General features: G+C 64.5%; 14 protein-coding genes. 6 read left to right on the forward strand and 8 right to left on the reverse strand.

Annotated elements, in window-relative coordinates:
• Positions 1-144: 144 nt before the first annotated feature.
• Both ACLB0R_RS00090 and ACLB0R_RS00095 read right to left on the reverse strand, forming a co-directional pair.
• Complete coding sequence (locus tag ACLB0R_RS00090; protein ID WP_434953633.1) at positions 145-1,680, reverse strand: EAL domain-containing protein; 1,536 nt, start codon at positions 1,678-1,680, stop codon at positions 145-147.
• Between the two features lie 497 nt (positions 1,681-2,177).
• Positions 2,178-3,677: a flavin-containing monooxygenase gene (locus tag ACLB0R_RS00095; protein WP_416641086.1), complete on the reverse strand. Its 1,500-nt coding sequence runs from the start codon at positions 3,675-3,677 to the stop codon at positions 2,178-2,180.
• Between the two features lie 109 nt (positions 3,678-3,786).
• Here ACLB0R_RS00095 and ACLB0R_RS00100 point away from each other — a divergent pair, with 109 nt between their 5' ends.
• Entirely contained in the window at positions 3,787-5,289 is a 1,503-nt protein-coding gene (locus tag ACLB0R_RS00100; protein ID WP_434953634.1) for a serine hydrolase, read from the forward strand.
• Positions 5,290-5,317: 28 nt separating this feature from the next.
• Here ACLB0R_RS00100 and ACLB0R_RS00105 read toward each other — a convergent pair whose 3' ends face one another.
• The 3 genes from ACLB0R_RS00105 to ACLB0R_RS00115 form a co-directional block, all read right to left on the reverse strand.
• Complete coding sequence (locus ACLB0R_RS00105) at positions 5,318-7,399, reverse strand: malate synthase G (protein ID WP_416641090.1); 2,082 nt, start codon at positions 7,397-7,399, stop codon at positions 5,318-5,320.
• A 74-nt stretch (positions 7,400-7,473) separates the two neighbouring features.
• Positions 7,474-7,926, reverse strand: coding sequence for a MarR family winged helix-turn-helix transcriptional regulator (locus ACLB0R_RS00110; RefSeq protein ID WP_416641091.1), 453 nt, complete (start codon positions 7,924-7,926; stop codon positions 7,474-7,476).
• Positions 7,923-8,561, reverse strand: coding sequence for a YoaK family protein (locus tag ACLB0R_RS00115; protein WP_416641093.1), 639 nt, complete (start codon positions 8,559-8,561; stop codon positions 7,923-7,925). The genes ACLB0R_RS00110 and ACLB0R_RS00115 overlap by 4 nt, the downstream gene beginning before the upstream one ends.
• A 119-nt stretch (positions 8,562-8,680) precedes the next feature.
• Here ACLB0R_RS00115 and hppD point away from each other — a divergent pair, with 119 nt between their 5' ends.
• The 4 genes from hppD to ACLB0R_RS00135 all read left to right on the forward strand — a co-directional run bounded on the left by hppD (position 8,681) and on the right by ACLB0R_RS00135 (position 12,046).
• Positions 8,681-9,772: a 4-hydroxyphenylpyruvate dioxygenase gene (gene hppD / locus ACLB0R_RS00120; RefSeq protein WP_416641095.1), complete on the forward strand. Its 1,092-nt coding sequence runs from the start codon at positions 8,681-8,683 to the stop codon at positions 9,770-9,772.
• Positions 9,769-10,323, forward strand: coding sequence for a VOC family protein (locus tag ACLB0R_RS00125; RefSeq protein WP_416641097.1), 555 nt, complete (start codon positions 9,769-9,771; stop codon positions 10,321-10,323). The genes hppD and ACLB0R_RS00125 overlap by 4 nt, the downstream gene beginning before the upstream one ends.
• A gap of 231 nt (positions 10,324-10,554) precedes the next feature.
• Positions 10,555-11,742: an acetyl-CoA C-acyltransferase gene (locus tag ACLB0R_RS00130; protein ID WP_416641098.1), complete on the forward strand. Its 1,188-nt coding sequence runs from the start codon at positions 10,555-10,557 to the stop codon at positions 11,740-11,742.
• 1 nt (position 11,743) lies between these two features.
• Positions 11,744-12,046: a hypothetical protein gene (locus tag ACLB0R_RS00135; RefSeq protein WP_416641099.1), complete on the forward strand. Its 303-nt coding sequence runs from the start codon at positions 11,744-11,746 to the stop codon at positions 12,044-12,046.
• Positions 12,047-12,310: 264 nt separating this feature from the next.
• On the opposite strand, the gene ACLB0R_RS00140 is transcribed toward ACLB0R_RS00135, so the two are convergent.
• Both ACLB0R_RS00140 and ACLB0R_RS00145 read right to left on the reverse strand, forming a co-directional pair.
• Positions 12,311-12,784, reverse strand: a complete 474-nt coding sequence (locus tag ACLB0R_RS00140; protein ID WP_416641100.1) for a GNAT family N-acetyltransferase — start codon at positions 12,782-12,784, stop codon at positions 12,311-12,313.
• A gap of 1 nt (position 12,785) precedes the next feature.
• Positions 12,786-13,274, reverse strand: coding sequence for an SH3 domain-containing protein (locus ACLB0R_RS00145; protein WP_416641103.1), 489 nt, complete (start codon positions 13,272-13,274; stop codon positions 12,786-12,788).
• A 109-nt stretch (positions 13,275-13,383) separates the two neighbouring features.
• Here ACLB0R_RS00145 and ACLB0R_RS00150 point away from each other — a divergent pair, with 109 nt between their 5' ends.
• Positions 13,384-14,394 (forward strand): 2-hydroxyacid dehydrogenase, encoded by a 1,011-nt coding sequence (locus tag ACLB0R_RS00150; protein ID WP_416641104.1) that lies wholly within the window; start codon positions 13,384-13,386, stop codon positions 14,392-14,394.
• 4 nt (positions 14,395-14,398) lie between these two features.
• On the opposite strand, the gene ACLB0R_RS00155 is transcribed toward ACLB0R_RS00150, so the two are convergent.
• A complete protein-coding gene (locus tag ACLB0R_RS00155) occupies positions 14,399-16,684 on the reverse strand; it encodes a penicillin acylase family protein (RefSeq protein WP_416641106.1) in 2,286 nt (761 codons plus the stop codon).
• Positions 16,685-16,746 lie beyond the last annotated feature (62 nt).

Here is a 16,746-nt window from a genome sequence, read left to right on the forward strand (position 1 = left end):
TGCAACCATTCGGCCGTAGCCATAGCGATGCTACGATCTTCGCCGCTTGAGCGCCTCGTCGCGACGGCTTCAGCCTGCTGCCCGAGACCTTCCGCTTGCCGCGGATTTGACAGCATCGCGTCCTTTGCTGCCGCAACGAGTTGGTCAAAACGATCGGTCACGGGCGCGGCCGCCAGGGTTGGATCGGCCGCGGCGATGACTGCGCTCAGCGCCGCGGCCAAGCAAAGCGACCGGACCGCGTGCCCGAAGCCCAAAAACGCTCGCCGGATCACGCTCGCTTCCAGAAGCTGTCCGGCCGATTAAGGAGATGCGCGTATTGCTGGCCGTCGCTTTATAGGGTTGCTCGTCGAGGAACTGGCAGAGCGCGTCGAACGAGATGGGCCGGCTGATCAAATAGCCCTGGACCATATCGCAGCCCATCACGCTGAGCAGGGCCAGGGCCGCCTGGGTCTCCACGCCTTCTGCCGTCACTTCCATGTCGAGCGCGTGGGCAAGGTCGATCGTCGAGCGCACGATCAGCGGGTCGCGATTGCTGCTGGTGAGCTGGACGACGAAGAGCTTGTCGATCTTCAATTCGCTCGCGGGCAACTGCTTGAGATAGGCAAGTGAGGACAGGCCGGCGCCGTAGTCGTCGATTGCGATGGGGATATCCATCTCGGCGAACACCTGGAGGTGGTTGATCGCCGTCTGCGGATCGCGGATGACCGACGTTTCAGTGATCTCAAAGCCGATCTTGGCGTCGCCTTGACGCACCAATTGACACGCCCGGGCAACAAAGGCGGTGTCGCCGAGCAATTGACCCGAAATATTGAGGAAAATCGTCAAGTCGTTGCCGCGCGCGGCCAGCCGCCGTTGATCGGCGATCACCGTTTCCAGCGTCCAGAGCGTCAAATCGCCCATCAGGCGGGTGTCTTCGGCGGCCGGGATGAAGTCGCCGGGCAGGATCAGGCCGCGCGTGGGATGCTGCCACCTTACCAGCGCTTCGACGCTGCTGACTTCCTGGCGGCGCAAATGAACCTTGGGCTGATATTGCAGGAACAATTCGCCGCGTTCTACGGCATGTTCCAGGTCGCGCATCAGCACGGTGCGATCGATGAGGGGCGCGGCGTTCGAAAGATCGCGGACGATGACCCTCTGCTCGGCGCGCGCATCGCGCAGGGCCTGTTCGGCGGCTTCGGCAAGGCGGACATCGTCGGGGCTCCAGCCGGGGCCCGCAACCGCCGCCAGGGTCAATTCGATCGAATGCGCTTCGCCGTCGAGATTGAGCGGCGGGTCGAACGCGCTCTTCAAGGACGACAGCAGGTTCTCGGTCGCTGACATGCCGGGCAGCTCGCACTGTATCTCGATCGTGTGGCGGCCGATAATGCCGATCTGAGCGTCGGGGATGTGCAGCGAAACGCGTTCGGCGACATCGAGGATCAACCGATCGGCACGCCTGGTTCCGAGATACCGGCGGAGCGTCGCGAAATTGGCGATTTCGAGGACGGCGAGCGCTTGCCACCCACCTGCATCTGCGGGTGAACCGGCGGGTCGATCGGGAAGACCAAGCAACGCCGCCGCGTCAGCCGCTGACCGCTCAGCCGATACCGCCACAATGGACGCACTCGTGCCAGCACCACGCGTTGCCCGCGTCGCTGCCAAGCCGGTCGATCCGGCCGTCGATTGCTGTGATCGCGCCATCCCACCAGAACGGATAGGCCGGACCCTTGAAGGAAGCGTTAAGCCGCGATCGGGCCGGCTGCGGGAAAGCGCCATTAATCAATTGTGTTAGGGTTAAAAACCCATTAATTACGCAAAGCAACCTTAAGCGTTGCACACATGGGAGAAAAAGAATGTTCGCCCTTATTCTTCAGCTGGGCTACTCGACTGATATTAAGCCCTGGTAACTCTAACCGTGGCTCGACCGGCGTCCTAAGCTTCTGAAAATCAGGGGTTTCTGGAACGGTCGAGCCCACCTTACCGGCTGCGGCCGATATGACCGCGCTCGCTGTTTCGTATTGAAACAGCCGCCTCGCGAATCGGGCTTGCCGATTCGTTTTTCCTACTTTCGAATCGCAGATTTGTAAGCCGACGCGCGATTGCGGTCGGCACCGGTGCACCTATCAAATCTGATCGAAATCGGCCTAAGCCAGCGGCGGGCATGCCGGCTCGGCGGCAAACCTACGCCATCAAGAAGCTCAAGCTGGCTCCGAAACCCGCGTCGCCGGCACCCTTTGCCGAGCCGTTGCGGAATTGCTGAATTCCAGCCCGTCGTCGACCGAACCATATTTCAGCGCCATCATGTCCCTGGCGTAATTATGGTTGATCCGCCACGGCCTGCGGCTCCCCTGTTTGGGGAATTTCGCGGCAGCGCGCTCGACATAGCCCGAGTTGAGCCCGAAGAACGCGCCCGGCACTACCTCGACATCGGCGGGCACGCGCGGTGTTACCTGGCGCAGCCCGCGCTGCTTCATCGTGTTGAGCAACCGCGTCACATAGTGGCAGGTCAAGTCCGCCTTCAGCGTCCATGACGCGTTGGTATATCCCACCGTCCACGCCAGGTTTGGCACGTCGCTGAACATCATCCCCTTGTAGAACAAGGATTTGGTGAGATCGACCGGCGCGCCATCCATCATCAGCTCGATGCCGCTCAGCAACTGGAGTTCGAGGCCGGTCGCGGTGACGATGATGTCGGCATCGAGGTGCCGGCCCGACGCCAGCCGAATGCCCGTCGCATCGAAGCGCGCGATCGTGTCGGTCACCACATCTGCCTTTGCCTGGCCGATCGCCTCGAACAAATCGGCGTCAGGCACCAGGCACAAGCGCTGGTCCCAGGGATTATAGCTCGGCGTGAAATGCGTGCCGATGTCATAATCCGCCGGCAGTAGCTCCTGGAGCATGCCGATCAGCCGCTCTTTGGTCTTGGCCGGGTTTTTGCGCGCGAGGCGGTAAAAAAGCTGCTGAAAGCCGACATTCTTGGCGCGGGTGAGCGCATAAGCGAGCTTGTTGGGCAAAACTTTGCGCAAGCCATTGGCGACCGCGTCGCGCGCCGGACGCGACACGCAATAAGTGGGCGAGCGCTGCAGCATCGTGACGTGCGCCGCCGTATCGGCCATCGCCGGCACGAGCGTTACCGCCGTCGCGCCGCTGCCGATGACCACCACGCGCTTGCCCGCATAATCGAGGTCTTCGGGCCAGAATTGCGGGTGGATAATCTGCCCCGCGAAGGATTCCTCACCTTCGAAATGCGGCCGGTGCCCTTGCGCGTAATTATAATAGCCCGAGCACATGAAGAGGAAATTGCACGCATACTCAACCGTGCGCCCATCGGTTTCGGCGGTGACGATCCAGGTCGCGTCCTCGCTCGACCAGCGCGCCGCCTTCACCTTGTGATTGAAGCGAATATGCTCGCGAATGCCGTATTTATCGGCGACCATGTTGACATAATCGCGGATCGCCGGCCCGTCGGCGATCGACTTTTCGTGAATCCACGGCTCGAAAGCATAGCCAAGCGTGTGCATGTCGGAGTCCGAGCGGATGCCGGGGTAGCGGAACAAATCCCAGGTGCCGCCGATCGCGCCGCGCCCTTCCAGGATCAGGTAGCTGCGATCGGGGCATTTGGCTTGCAGGTGATAGCCCGCCCCAATGCCTGAAAGCCCGGCGCCTACCACGATGACGTCGACATGCTCCATGATCATCTCCTCCGACCATACCTGATATTCGATTTATGCAGTGTGCGCAAACCGTACGGCATCGCGTTCGGAACGGCCCGGCGGTATTGCGCGGCTTTCCAAAACGCTTCAGAACTTGACGGTAACGATCGGCATGGCGGGGAACATGATCAGGCAATCGGTGCTGGGAACGGTCGCGGCGATGCTGGCGCTGGTCGCGAACCCGATCGTCGCGGCAGCGCAGTCGATGCCGCCGCGACCGTCGCAAAGTGCCACCGAACAGGCCGAGGCGCTGCGTCTCGCCGATGCATGGCTCGACAGCATCCAGGTCTATCAGCACATCCCGGCGATTTCGGCGGGCGTGGTCGCCGACGAACAGCTGATCTGGTCAAAAGGCTATGGCACGATCGATACTGCGCACCGGGTCGCGGCGAGCCCGCAAACCATCTATTCGATCTGCTCGATCTCCAAGCTGTTCACATCCGTCGCGCTGATGCAGCTCTATGAGGCGGACAAGGTGCGGCTCGATGCGCCGATCACCACCTACCTCCCCTGGGCGACGCTCAAGCCGATCGGCACCGACAGCGGGCCGATCACGCTGCGCGCGGTCCTGAGCCATGCCGCCGGATTGCCGCGCGAAGCGGACTTTCCGTATTGGAGCCCGCCCAACTTCACCTTCCCAACGCGCGACCAGCTGCGGGATCGCATCGGCCAGCAGCTGCCCTATTATCCCGCGTCGCGCTATTACCAGTATAGCAATCTGGGCCTTACCCTGGTCGGCGAGACGGTCGAGGCCGTGTCGGGCCAGCCCTACGCCGATTATGTCGAGCAGCACGTGCTGGCGCCGCTCCATCTGGCCAACACGCATCCGTTCATGCCGGTAGCGCTGTATGGCAAGCAATTGGCGGTCGGTTATGGCGCGACCAAGCGCGACGGCATCCGCGATGTGATGCCGCTGTTCGATGTGCGCGCGCTCGCCCCCGCTGCCGGCTTCACCTCAACGGTCGATGACCTCGCCAAGTTCGCAATCTGGCAATTCCGCCTGCTGCGCACCGAGCAGCCCGAACTGCTGAAGGCATCGACGCTGCACGAGATGCAGCGCGTGCAATTCACTGACCCGGATTGGAGGACGACGCGCGGGCTGGGCTTTTCGATCGCGCATATCGGCAGTCACACTTATGTCGGCCATGAAGGCGATTGCCCCGGCTACCAGACGGTGCTGCGGATGGAGCCGGCCGCCGGCCGCGCCGTCATCATCCTCGACAACGCATCGGAAAGGCCGGCCGTCTGGGCGAACGGCGTGTTCGCGCTGCTCGATCGACGCGCGGGCTTTGCCTTCAAAAATCCGCCGGCCAGCCCCAATCCGCATCTGGAGGACTATGCCGGCCATTATTCGCGGCAGCCTTGGGCGGCGGAGCAGGTCGTCGTGCCATGGGCGGGCGGGCTCGCCATCCTCGGGCTGCCGACCGACAACCCCGCCGACGGGCTCGAACTGCTGAAGCCCAAGAGTGGTGACACCTTCCGCGTGCTACGTGATGATGGCGGCGAAGCAGAGGAAGTCACCTTCCAGCGCGACGCCGCCGGGAAAGTCGTGAGCATCCTGCGCAACAGCAATGTGAGCCGGCGGATCGCAGCGTGAAGCGCGGGGGCGTACCGGGACTGCCCGGCTAACCCGCCGCTTTCTTCTTGAGCCGGAACGCGTGGAGCAGCGGCTCGGTATAGCCGTTGGGTTGCACGCCGCCTTCGAACACCAGCGCGCGGGCGGCCTGGAACGCGATGCTCTCCGGGTGGCCGGCCATCGGCTCGTAGAGCGGATCGCCGGCATTTTGCGCGTCGACCTTGGCGGCCATGCGCTCGAACGCGGCATCGACATCGGCCGCCGTGCACACGCCGTGGCGCAGCCAGTTGGCGATATGCTGCGAGCTGATGCGCAGCGTCGCGCGGTCTTCCATCAGGCCGATATCATTGATGTCGGGCACCTTCGAGCAGCCGATGCCCTGGTCGATCCAGCGGACGACATAGCCGAGAATGCCCTGCGCGTTATTGTCGAGCTCGCGCGCTACTTCCTCGCGCCTCCAGTTGCGGCCGGCGGCGAAGGGCACGGTGAGCAGGTCGGTCAGGCCCGGCACTGCCTCGCCGGCAATCTCGCGTTGGCGCGCGAAGACATCGACCTGATGATAATGCATCGCGTGCAGCGTCGCGGCGGTGGGGGAAGGCACCCAGGCGGTGTTGGCGCCCGCCATCGGGTGACCGATCTTCTGCGCCATCATGTCGGCCATGCGATCGGGCGCGGCCCACATGCCCTTGCCGATCTGTGCCTTGCCGGAGAGGCCATGGCGGAGGCCTATGCGGACATTGCGGTCCTCATAGGCCTTGATCCACGCGGCGTTCTTGATCTCGGCCTTGGGGATGAACGCGCCGCCCGCCATCGCGGTGTGGATTTCGTCGCCGGTGCGATCGAGAAAGCCGGTGTTAATGAAGACGATGCGGTCCTTCACCGCGTGGATGCAGGCGGCGAGATTGGCGGAGGTGCGCCGCTCCTCGTCCATCACGCCGACTTTGACAGTGTGGCGGGCGAGGCCGAGCAGGTCTTCCACCGCATCGAACAGCCGGTTGGTGAAGGCGGCTTCTTCCGGCCCGTGCATCTTGGGCTTGACGATATAGACGCTGCCCGCGCGGCTGTTCTTGAACCTGCCGAGACCTTTGAGATCGTAAAGCGCGATCGTGGAGGTAATGATCGCGTCGAGAATACCTTCGGGCGCCGCGCCGCCGCTGGGCAAGCGGATGGCCGGCGTCGTCATCAGATGACCGACATTGCGCACGAAAAGCAGCGAGCGACCGGGGAGCGTTACCGTGCTGCCATCGGGGGCGGTGTAGGTTCGGTCGGGATTTAGCTTACGGGTTAGCTGCTCGCCGCCCTTCTCAAAGGTCTCTTTGAGGTCACTGCGCATCAGCCCGAGCCAGTTCGAGTAAGCCGCAACCTTATCCTCGGCATCGACGGCGGCGACCGAGTCCTCAAGGTCGCAGATTGTGGTCAGCGCAGACTCGAGCACAACACCGGCTATGCCGCCGGGATCGTCACGACCAACTGGGTCCGTTCGACTGATTAATAGGACGATATGCAAGCCGTTGTGAATGAAAAGCAGCTTGTCCCCTTCTCGCCCCACTAGTTGCGCGGGATTTGCCAGCACAGGATCGCCGCCTGCGAAATCAGCCCACGAACCGCCGGCCAACGGCACTGCGTCATCCAAGAACGCCTTGGCCCGCGCGATCACCTGCGCCCCACGCTCACGGTCGTACCCGCCTGGCGTCGCGGCCCCCGGCAAAGCGTCCGTCCCATAAAGCGCGTCATACAAGCTGCCCCAGCGCGCATTCGCCGCGTTGAGCAGGAAGCGCGCGTTGAGGATCGGCACGACGAGCTGCGGCCCCGCCATCGTCGCGATTTCGGCATCGACATTCTCGGTGCCGATGGTGAACGGCGCGGGCTCGGGCACGAGATAGCCGATCTCGCGCAGAAACGCTTCGTCGACCGGCTGGCCGGCCTGATAGCGCGCGTCGATCTCCGCCTGCAGCGCGTTGCGCTTGGCGAGCAGCGCGGCATTCTCGGGCGCAAAGCGCGCGAAGATGTCGGCGACGCCGCGCCACCAGCCATCCGCCGCGACGCCCAAGCCCGGCAACACGCGGCCCTCGATGAACTCGGCAAGTTCAGGAGCGACCGACAGGCCGGCGCGGTCGACGAAGTGGGACATGGTTCCTCCAGGTGAATGGCAGCGATCGGGCCCGGGGAGGCGAAACGCCCCCTAGGCCAGGCTTGGGCTCGACTTCAAGTGCGTTCGGGCTCCAGCGCGGCGGCAGCGGCCTCGATGCGGTCGAGCATGGCGGTGAAGTGCTCAATCTCGTCCGCCGAAAAAGCACCGAACATCCGGGCTTCTAACGCCAGCGCTTGCGGGGCGACATTCTCGTACAGCGCGCGCCCGGCCGGCGACAGCGACAGGAGATGCGATCGCTGATCGTCCGGATTGGGGCGCCGGTCGAGCAACCCTCGCTCTACCAGTGCGATCGCGGCGCGGCTGACCGTCACCTTGTCCATCCGCGTGCGCGCGCCGATTGCCTGCTGCGTCATCGCTTCGCCTTCCGCGATCACCGCAATGATCCGCCATTCGGGGATTTTCAGACCGAACAGCGCCTGATAGCTCGTCGCTACCGCCGCCGAGACGCTGTTGGAGACAATCGACAAGCGATAGGGCAGAAAACGATCGAGCCGCAGCGCGGTCATGCCGCTGGCCCGCGCCTCGGCAGGCTTGCCAGCGCCAAGGCGATGAGGCCGGCGACGACCAGCCACAGGCATGTCGTCTGCCAGCGGAAATAGAGCACCGCGCCGATCCACGCGCCGCTCAGCAGGCCCGTCCATAGCAGCAGATTGGGCACCCAAGCCCAGGGCGGCCCGCCCGCAATCGCGCCGGCAAAGCCGCGGCCGATCTTCACCAGCGTCCCGGTCATATACGTGATGCCGACCGCCCCTTCGTCATCGCCCAGCACGGTATTCTCGGCACCCATCGCCAGCGCAATCAGCGCAATCGCCAGTCCGGCATGGTCGCCCGTCCCCAGCCACGCAGACGCCGCGATCAACAGCGCGATCAGCGCTAGCAGCCCGGAGCGTCGCCACCGCCCCAGCGAGCGTCCGACCAGCGTGCCGATCGCAACCCCGCCCACGAACATGACGATCAGCCGCGCCGCCACGCCGGCTTCGCTCGACATCGCACCCAGCCCCACGCCCAGCCGCGTCGTGTTGCCCGACATGAATGAGACGAAATAGCCGCCGGTCATCAGAAAGCCGACCGCGTCGACATAGCCGGCAAGCGCGCTCAGGCAGATGGCGAAGCTACGGTCGGTCGAATCCAGGCGAGTCACGCTTTTGGCGATAGCGAAGCTGTGCGGCAAATGCGAGGTACATGGGCTATAGGGCACTGGACCGGTCGCCCGAGAATCGATATAGTATCAATTGTTACGACATTGCCGGAGATCGCGTGGTGACCGACCTGTTCGACAATCCGATTGGCCTCGACGGCTTTGAATTCGTGGAATTCTGCGCGCCGACCAAAGGCGTGATCGAGCCGGTGTTCACCGCGATGGGCTTTACCCGCATCGCGCATCACCGGTCGAAGGATGTCGATCTGTGGCGCCAGGGCGGGATCAACCTGATCGTCAATTACCAGCCGCGCAGCCACGCCGCTTATTTTGCGGCGGAACATGGCCCATCGGCGTGCGGCATGGCGTTCCGGGTGAAGGATGCCCAGGCCGCTTATGCCGCCGCGATCGAGCGCGGCGCCGAGCCGGTCGAGACGCAGACCGGCGTGATGGAATTGCGCATCCCGGCGCTGCGCGGCATCGGCGGCGCGCTGATTTATCTGGTCGACCGGTATGGCGATGATCTGAGCATCTACGACATCGATTTCGTCTATCTCGACGGCGTCGATCGCCACCCGGTTGGCGCCGGCTTCAAGCTGATCGATCACCTGACGCACAATGTCTATGGCGGCCGCATGGCGCATTGGGCTGGGTTCTACGAGCGCATCTTCAACTTCCGCGAAATCCGCTATTTCGACATCAAGGGCGAATATACCGGCCTCACCAGCAAGGCGATGACCGCGCCTGATGGCAAGATCCGGATTCCGCTGAACGAGGAAGGCAAGGCCGGCGGCGGCCAGATCGAGGAATATCTGCGCGCCTATAATGGCGAGGGCATCCAGCACATCGCGCTGATCTGCGACGATCTGATCCCCTGCCTCGATCGCCTGCGCGCCAACGGCGTGCCGCTGATGGCGCCGCCGCCCGCCACTTATTACAAGATGCTCGATGATCGCTTGCCGGGCCATGGCGAGCCGGTGGCCGAGCTGCAATCGCGCGGCATCCTGCTCGACGGCTCGACCGAAGGCGGCGACCTGCGCCTGCTGCTCCAGATTTTCGCCCAGCCGCAGATCGGTCCGCTGTTCTTCGAATTCATCCAGCGCAAGAAGGACGAAGGGTTCGGCGAAGGCAATTTCACCGCGCTGTTCAAATCGATCGAAGCCGATCAACTCGAACGCGGCGTGATCGGCAAGGTTGAGGAGTTGGCCAAGTGACTCTGCCCTTCACCCTAAACCGCATCCACCATGTCGCCTATCGCTGCAAGGACGCGAAGGAGACGGTCGACTGGTACGAGCGCGTGCTCGGCATGCGCTACACCAATGCCTTTGCCGAGGATTACGTGCCCTCGACCAAGGCGTATGACCCGTACATGCACGTCTTCCTCGATTGCGGCGGCGGCAACATCATCGCGTTCTTCGAACTCCCCAATCAGCCCGAAATGGGCAAGGATCCCAATACCCCCGCCTGGGTGCAGCACATCGCCTTCGAAGTCGCCGATTTCGATACGCTGAAGGCCGCCAAGGCGCATATCGAAAGCCTCGGCATCGACGTGCTGGGGCCGACTTATCACGGCATTTTCCGCTCAATCTATTTCTTCGATCCCAACGGCCACCGGCTTGAGCTTGCCTGTAATATCGGCACGGCGGAGCAATATGCCGAGCTGCAGCGCGTCGCGCCCGACATGCTCGAAGAGTGGAGCCGGACCAAGAAAGCGCCGCAGCACGCGCAATGGCTGCATGTCGACCCGGGATCGCTGGGGGAATAAAGCAGCTACCTCGCCTCCCCTTCCCGCTTCCCCGGCGAAGGCCGGGGTCCAGCCCGTTGACAGAAGCGCGCGGTAGCGCCCTCTGCGCTACCGCGCAGAATTATTTCGCGACTGGACCCCGGCTTTCGCCGGGGAAGCGCAATGAGGTCTCCACGGCGACAATCCCGCCTGCCGTTTGTCATTTACCCGCCGACACCTTAGATCACGCCGCACAACCAGCTGGAGCTCGCCATGTCTGCCGATCCCGTCGTCATCCTGTCTTATGCCCGCACGCCGATGGGGAGCTTTCAGGGATCATTGGCGGGTGCCTCGGCGACCGCCTTGGGCGCGACGGCGGTCGGCGCGGCGGTCGAGCGCGCCGGGCTGTCGGGCGAGGCGATCGAGCGCATCTATATGGGCTGCGTGCTCCCCGCCGGCCTCGGCCAGGCGCCGGCGCGGCAAGCGGCGCTGAACGGCGGCCTGCCCGACCATGTCGAAGCGACGACGGTCAACAAGATGTGCGGATCGGGCATGCAGGCAGCGATCCTGGCGGCGGACGCGCTGGCGGCAGGCTCGGTCGATCTGCTCGTCGCCGGCGGCATGGAGAGCATGACCAACGCGCCGTACCTCTCAATGCGCCACCGCTCGGGCGCGCGGATCGGCCATGATGTGCTGAAGGATCATATGTATCTCGATGGCCTTGAGGATGCCTATGAGCCCGGCAAGCTGATGGGCAATTTCGCCGAGGAAACGGCGGCGGAATATCAATTCACCCGTGCTGAGCAGGATGCCTATGCCATCGCCTCGCTGGAGCGCGCGCAGAAGGCGCAGCGTTCGGGCGCCTTCGACCGCGAGATCACGCCCGTCGAGATCACCGGCCGCAAAGGCACCGAGACGATCGACAAGGACGAGCAGCCGCTGAAGGGCGACCCCGCCAAAATCCCGACGCTGAAGCCCGCGTTCAGCAAGGACGGCACGATCACCGCCGCCAATGCCTCGTCGATTTCCGACGGTGCGGCGGCCTTGGTGATGACGCGCGCGTCGGTCGCCGAAAAGCTGGGCCTGCAACCGATCGCCCGCATCGTCAGCCACGCCGCGCACGCCCACGCCCCCGCCCGCTTCACCACCGCGCCGGTGTTCGCGATGCGCAAGGCACTGGAAAAGGCGGGCTGGTCGACGGGCGATGTCGATTTGTTCGAAGTCAACGAAGCCTTTGCCTGCGTCGCGATGATCGCGATGCGCGACCTGGGGCTGAGCCATGAGGCGCTCAATATCCATGGCGGCGCCTGCGCGCTCGGCCACCCGATCGGTGCTTCCGGCGCGCGGATCATGGCAACGCTGATCTCGGCCTTGCAGACGACCGGCCAGAAGCGCGGCCTCGCCTCGCTGTGCATCGGCGGCGGCGAAGCGACGGCGGTGGCGCTGGAGCTGATGCACTGAGTTGAGCACCGCCGGCGGCTACCGATCAGCGCTCTTGCTGGCAGCGATCTTGGCTGCCGGCGCACTGCTACCGCGCTGCGCCGAACAACCCGAGCGCAAGGTATCCGCCACCGTCGTCGATATCGGCGCCCGGGACGATCAGTACCGCGACAGTCAAGCCGTAGTAACCATCAGGAGCCAGGATGGCCTGATGACGGTTCTGGTCGTTCCAGTGGCCAGTCTGCGCTGCCATGTCGGCGACAAGGTGGATGCGCGAGAACGAGGCGTCTCGCTCACCGTCGACGTCGAGGCTTGTCGCCGGTGATCCGCAGCATGGCTTGACCGGCAGCCCACATGTGCCGTCACCCCAGCGAAAGCTGGGGTCGCTTACGGCACGAGACCCCAGCGCCGCCAGGCCTCGGCCCTTTGGCTACTCGCCAGCAACGCCTGTCCTACTCCGGCGCCTCAGCTTATTTTGCCGAGCGCTATTTCCCATCGTCGGCATCGCTGGTCGTTCCCGGCATCAGTTGGACCGCGCCCAAGACCTCCATGGTCAGTGGGAACATTAGGGAACATTCGCGAAAAAAGGTCACAGACTCAATGTCATGAAGCGACTGAACGGATCGTTGCGATAATCCGCAAACGGCGGGCAATCCGTGAAGCCGTGACGCAGATAGAGCCGGTGTGCGGGCTCGAACGCCGGGCCGGTGCCGGTTTCCAGATTGAGCCGGGCATAGCCGCGCGCCTTGGCCTCGGCGATGATGTGGCGAAGGATCGCCGCGCCAACGCCCCGGCCCAGCGCGGCGGGATCGGTGCGCATCGATTTGATCTCGCCCTCTGTGCCGCCAAGCTCCTTGAGCGCCCCGCAGCCGAGTAGCGCGTCGCCCTCCCATAACGTCCAGAAGGTCACGTCAGGGCGGCGGAGACGGTCGATATCGAGCGCGTGAACGCTGTTAGCCGGACTGTGCGAACTGACCGCTTTCAGATGCAGCGCGATCAGCGCCTGGACCGGCGCGCCCGACAGATCGTCTTCGGTGATGCGAAATTCGCCCGCGTCGGCCACGTCAGGACAAATCCTCGCCCGCGCCGACGCCCCATAACCGGTTCGCCTCGACGAAACCGGCGCGGCCGCGCACGTCGAACCAGCACCAGCCGCGGCTGCACTGGCTGATCCGGCCGACCACGCCCGGCGCCGCGCGCCACTGCACCTTGGCGCCGAAGCGCGGCGTATCGAGCATGTCGGCGACGCTGCCCATCACGATCGCGGTGCGGCGCTCGCTCAGCAGGTTGGCCTGCATCCAGCCCTGTGTGCCGTCCGGATCCTCGACCTTGCGCCAATCCTTGTAGATGGCGATCACTTTCACTGGCAGATCGGCGCGGCGATAGAGCCAGCTGGCCGGGAATTCGCGCCCCGGCCCGGTGCGCATCCGCGCCTGGCCGGCGGAAATCGAGGCGTAATAAGGGAGCTTGCGCTGCTGGGCGGAGCTCGCGCCAGGCAACGCGGCGCCGAGCAGCGCCAGTGCCATCGCCGTCATCGCTGCCCATCGCCGCATCGACTGCCCCATCCCCGCGCCAGAATCGCAAACCGCTGCCAATTAACGCTTTGGCCTACGCCCCATCAACCACGTTGACGCCGCTGCCAAGACTCGCCAAGCCTCCGCCATGCCCGATTTGACACGCCAGCGGCCGCGCACGCCCAACCCCAAGGTGGTGGTGACGCGCGAGCTGACCGACGCGGTGATGGATCGGATGGCCGAGCTGTTCGACACCACGCTCAACCGCGACGACCATTCGCTGTCGCGCGCCGAGCTGGAAGCCGCCGTCGCGACGTGCGACGTGCTGGTGCCGACGGTGACCGATGTGATCGACGCCTCGCTCATCAAGAGCGCGGGCGACCGGCTGAAGCTGATCGCCAATTTCGGCGCGGGCGTGAATCATATCGACCTGAAAGCGGCGCGGGCGCGGGGCATTATCGTCACCAACACCCCGGGCGTGCTGACCGAGGACACTGCCGATATGACGATGGCGCTCATCGTCTCGGTGCCGCGGCGGCTGGCCGAGGGCGAGAAGCTGGTGCGATCGGGCCAGTGGAGGGGCTGGAGCCCCGGCGGCATGCTCGGCCACCGCATCGGCGGCAAGGCGCTCGGCATTGTCGGCATGGGGCGGATCGGCCAGGCCGTCGCGATGCGCGCGCGCGCCTTTGGCTTGTCGATCCATTACCACAATCGCCATCGCTTGCCCGCGGTGCTGGAGGCACAGCTCGCCGCGACCTGGCACGCCGATCTCGACGCGATGCTCGCTGAGATCGACATCCTGACGATCCATACCCCGCGCAACGCCGACAGCGAGAACCTGATCGACCGCCGACGCATCGGGCTGATGCGGCCACACGTCTATATCATCAACGCCTCGCGCGGCGGCATCGTCGATGAGGACGCGCTCGTCGATGCATTGGAGGCTGGCAAGCTTGCCGGCGCGGGGCTCGACGTGTGGAAATTCGAACCCGAAATCGACCCGCGCCTGCTCGCGCTCCCCAATGTGGTGATGACGCCGCACATGGGCTCCGCCACCTTCGAAGGCCGCGCCGCCACCGGCGAGCGCGTCATTACCAACATCCGCGTCTGGGCCGACGGCCATCGCCCCCCCGATCAGGTGCTGGAAGGCTGGATCTAGTCGCTCACGGCCGCACGGTGATCGTCGTGCCGCCCTCCGCCGCAATTTCAGCCGGGGTAAACGGCAGCCGGTGCCATTGCTTGGCCGAGAAAGCGCGCGTCTGGTCGGCCCAATGCGGTGATGCCGGATCGGTCGCTTCGGAATAGCTCAGCAGCGCGTCCGCCACCGGCCCCTTGGCGTCGAACGTCACGACCTGGATATAGCTGGTGCCATGGAAAGGCACGATGCCGCCCGGCACGGGCTTCGATTGCTGCACGTTGAGCACACCCAATGCGCCCGATCCGCCATGGATTGGGATATGCTCGCTACCACGCACCGCGAACTGCACGTCGCCCCAGCGCGCATCGAGCGCGATGCCTTCCTTGGCCAGCCGGTCGCGCGCCGCGCCGAGCGCGCCGAGCATTTGCGCGGTGGTCGCCGCATCGGTCTTCAGGTCGCGCGGTGTATGCGCCGGATCGGCAGGGTCGAACGGCGTCGCCCAGATCGCCGGCGTTGCTTTCAGCGCTTCGAAAAACGCCAGGAACAGATAGGCGCCGCGACTGTCGAGATTGAAGCGGCGGTCCCATTTGCCGAGCGCATCGCACGTCGCCACCAGCGCCGCTTGTCCCGCGCACATCTTGAGCACGGGGTCGACCAACAACTCGGCGCCGAGGCTCTTGTTGGCGAAGGCCATTGCTTCGGCCGTCAACTGCGTCACTTTGGTGCCCGGCATGCCGTCCTGCCCGGTCAGGCGGCGCTCGATCTCCAGCAACCCTGATCGCGTCCGCAATGTCCGCTCAGTGCCCCATGCGCCCAGAATCGGCGATAGCTGGCGATAGGGTGCCGAGGCATTGCTCAGCCAATAGCTGTCATTGCTGTTGGCGACATAATCGCGCCGCTCCCAGATCGCCTGATCGCTCGCCGGCATCAATCCCGGCACCGGCGTGCCGGCTGCCATGTCCCAATCGCACGCCGAGCGGCTGCCATCGAGCACGAACAAGCGGCCCGCAAGCTTTGCATTCAGCGGCGAGCCGCAGGTCGCGAGCTTGGCGGCGGAAACATTGGGCACGGCCGTAACATCGGCATGGAGCACCGCGCCGGTGCGATCGGTCGCGATGGTGTTGACCCAGGGAATGCCAAGCGTGGTCGAGACCGCCCGCTTGATATCACCGACGTTGCGCGCCTGATCGATCGCGATCCACGCCTCGATCGAGCGCATATTGTTATGGTTGGCATCGCGAATGGCGAAGGCCTTGGCGCGGGTCCACGTCATGCCGATGAACGGGCTCGCCAGCACCGGGCCATAGCGGGTGGTGTAAAGCGTGCGCGTTACTGGCGCTTCGCCGGCCGGCATCGGCACGGTGACCGAAATCGGCCGCATCGCCTCGGTCTTGCCATCGACTTGGTAGGCGAGCGGATTGGCGGGATCGAGCTTCAGCTCGAAAACGGTGAAATGCTGGGCGGCGGTTACGGTGTGCGTCCAGGCAACATCCTTGTTGAAGCCAAGGCTTACCATCGCTCCGCCGGCGATCGACACGCCCATCACGTCGAGCTTGCCGGGGATGGTCAAGTGCATCTGCCAGAACCGCGCCGGCCCATTCCAGGGGAAGTGCGGGTTGCCGACCAGGATGCCGGAGCCGCTCGTCACTTGCGAGCCGAACGCCCAGCCATTGCTGCCGAAGCCGATGTCGCCGTGCACGAACGGATCGCGATCGAGCGCGTTGCTCGACGTTTTGGCGTCCGACGGTGGCTGCGCATTGGCGATGAACGGCGCGAGCGCCAGCGAGCTTGCCAGCAGCATCTCCTTCTCGAACAGGCGGAGATAATCGTCGGTGCCGATCGGCCGAACCCAGGGCTGGCCACGACATTCGGCCGGAACGCCAGACGGGCCGATATCGCGCAACCAGCGATTATAACCGGCGATATAGCCGTGCACGAGCGCGCGCACGTCGGGCGACCGCTTGGCCAGCTCGACGCGAAGCTGCGGCAGATCGATCACCGAGCGGAAGAACAAATCGGACGAGAGGTTATCGACCTCGCTGAACCCCAAGGTCGCTGTCTTTCTGGGCCCGAAGAATTTCGATCGCTCGCCCCGGACAGTCGCAAATTCCTCAGCGATCATGCACAGATTGTCCTGCGCATAGGCATAGCCGGCGCCGAGCCCGATCCCTTCCCAGCTCGTCGCGCGGATATGGGGAATGCCGAATTTGGTCCGCGTGATCGTCGCGGAAGACGTTGGCGCCTTGGCGCTAACCGGCGCGACCGAACTCACCAGCGCGCCGCAGATGGCCGCTGCCCAAATCTTTCTCATCGCACCCCTCCCCCATCGATTATTGGCATGCAGGTTAAGGCAAAGCCGGGGGCCATGGCAAT

This window comes from Sphingomonas sp. GlSt437 (assembly GCF_048015635.2).
Taxonomy (GTDB): Bacteria; Pseudomonadota; Alphaproteobacteria; order Sphingomonadales; family Sphingomonadaceae; genus Sphingomonas.

Bases quoted from the DNA above. Each gene is read 5' to 3' on its own strand.
- ACLB0R_RS00090 (WP_434953633.1), bottom strand. From the start codon at position 1,680: ATGGCGCGATCACAGCAATCGACGGCCGGATCGACCGGCTTGGCAGCG.
- ACLB0R_RS00095 (WP_416641086.1), bottom strand. From the start codon at position 3,677: ATGATCATGGAGCATGTCGACGTCATCGTGGTAGGCGCCGGGCTTTCA.
- ACLB0R_RS00105 (WP_416641090.1), bottom strand. From the start codon at position 7,399: ATGTCCCACTTCGTCGACCGCGCCGGCCTGTCGGTCGCTCCTGAACTT.
- ACLB0R_RS00110 (WP_416641091.1), bottom strand. From the start codon at position 7,926: ATGACCGCGCTGCGGCTCGATCGTTTTCTGCCCTATCGCTTGTCGATT.
- ACLB0R_RS00130 (WP_416641098.1), top strand. From the start codon at position 10,555: ATGTCTGCCGATCCCGTCGTCATCCTGTCTTATGCCCGCACGCCGATG.
- ACLB0R_RS00145 (WP_416641103.1), bottom strand. From the start codon at position 13,274: ATGCGGCGATGGGCAGCGATGACGGCGATGGCACTGGCGCTGCTCGGC.
- ACLB0R_RS00150 (WP_416641104.1), top strand. From the start codon at position 13,384: ATGCCCGATTTGACACGCCAGCGGCCGCGCACGCCCAACCCCAAGGTG.
- ACLB0R_RS00155 (WP_416641106.1), bottom strand. From the start codon at position 16,684: ATGAGAAAGATTTGGGCAGCGGCCATCTGCGGCGCGCTGGTGAGTTCG.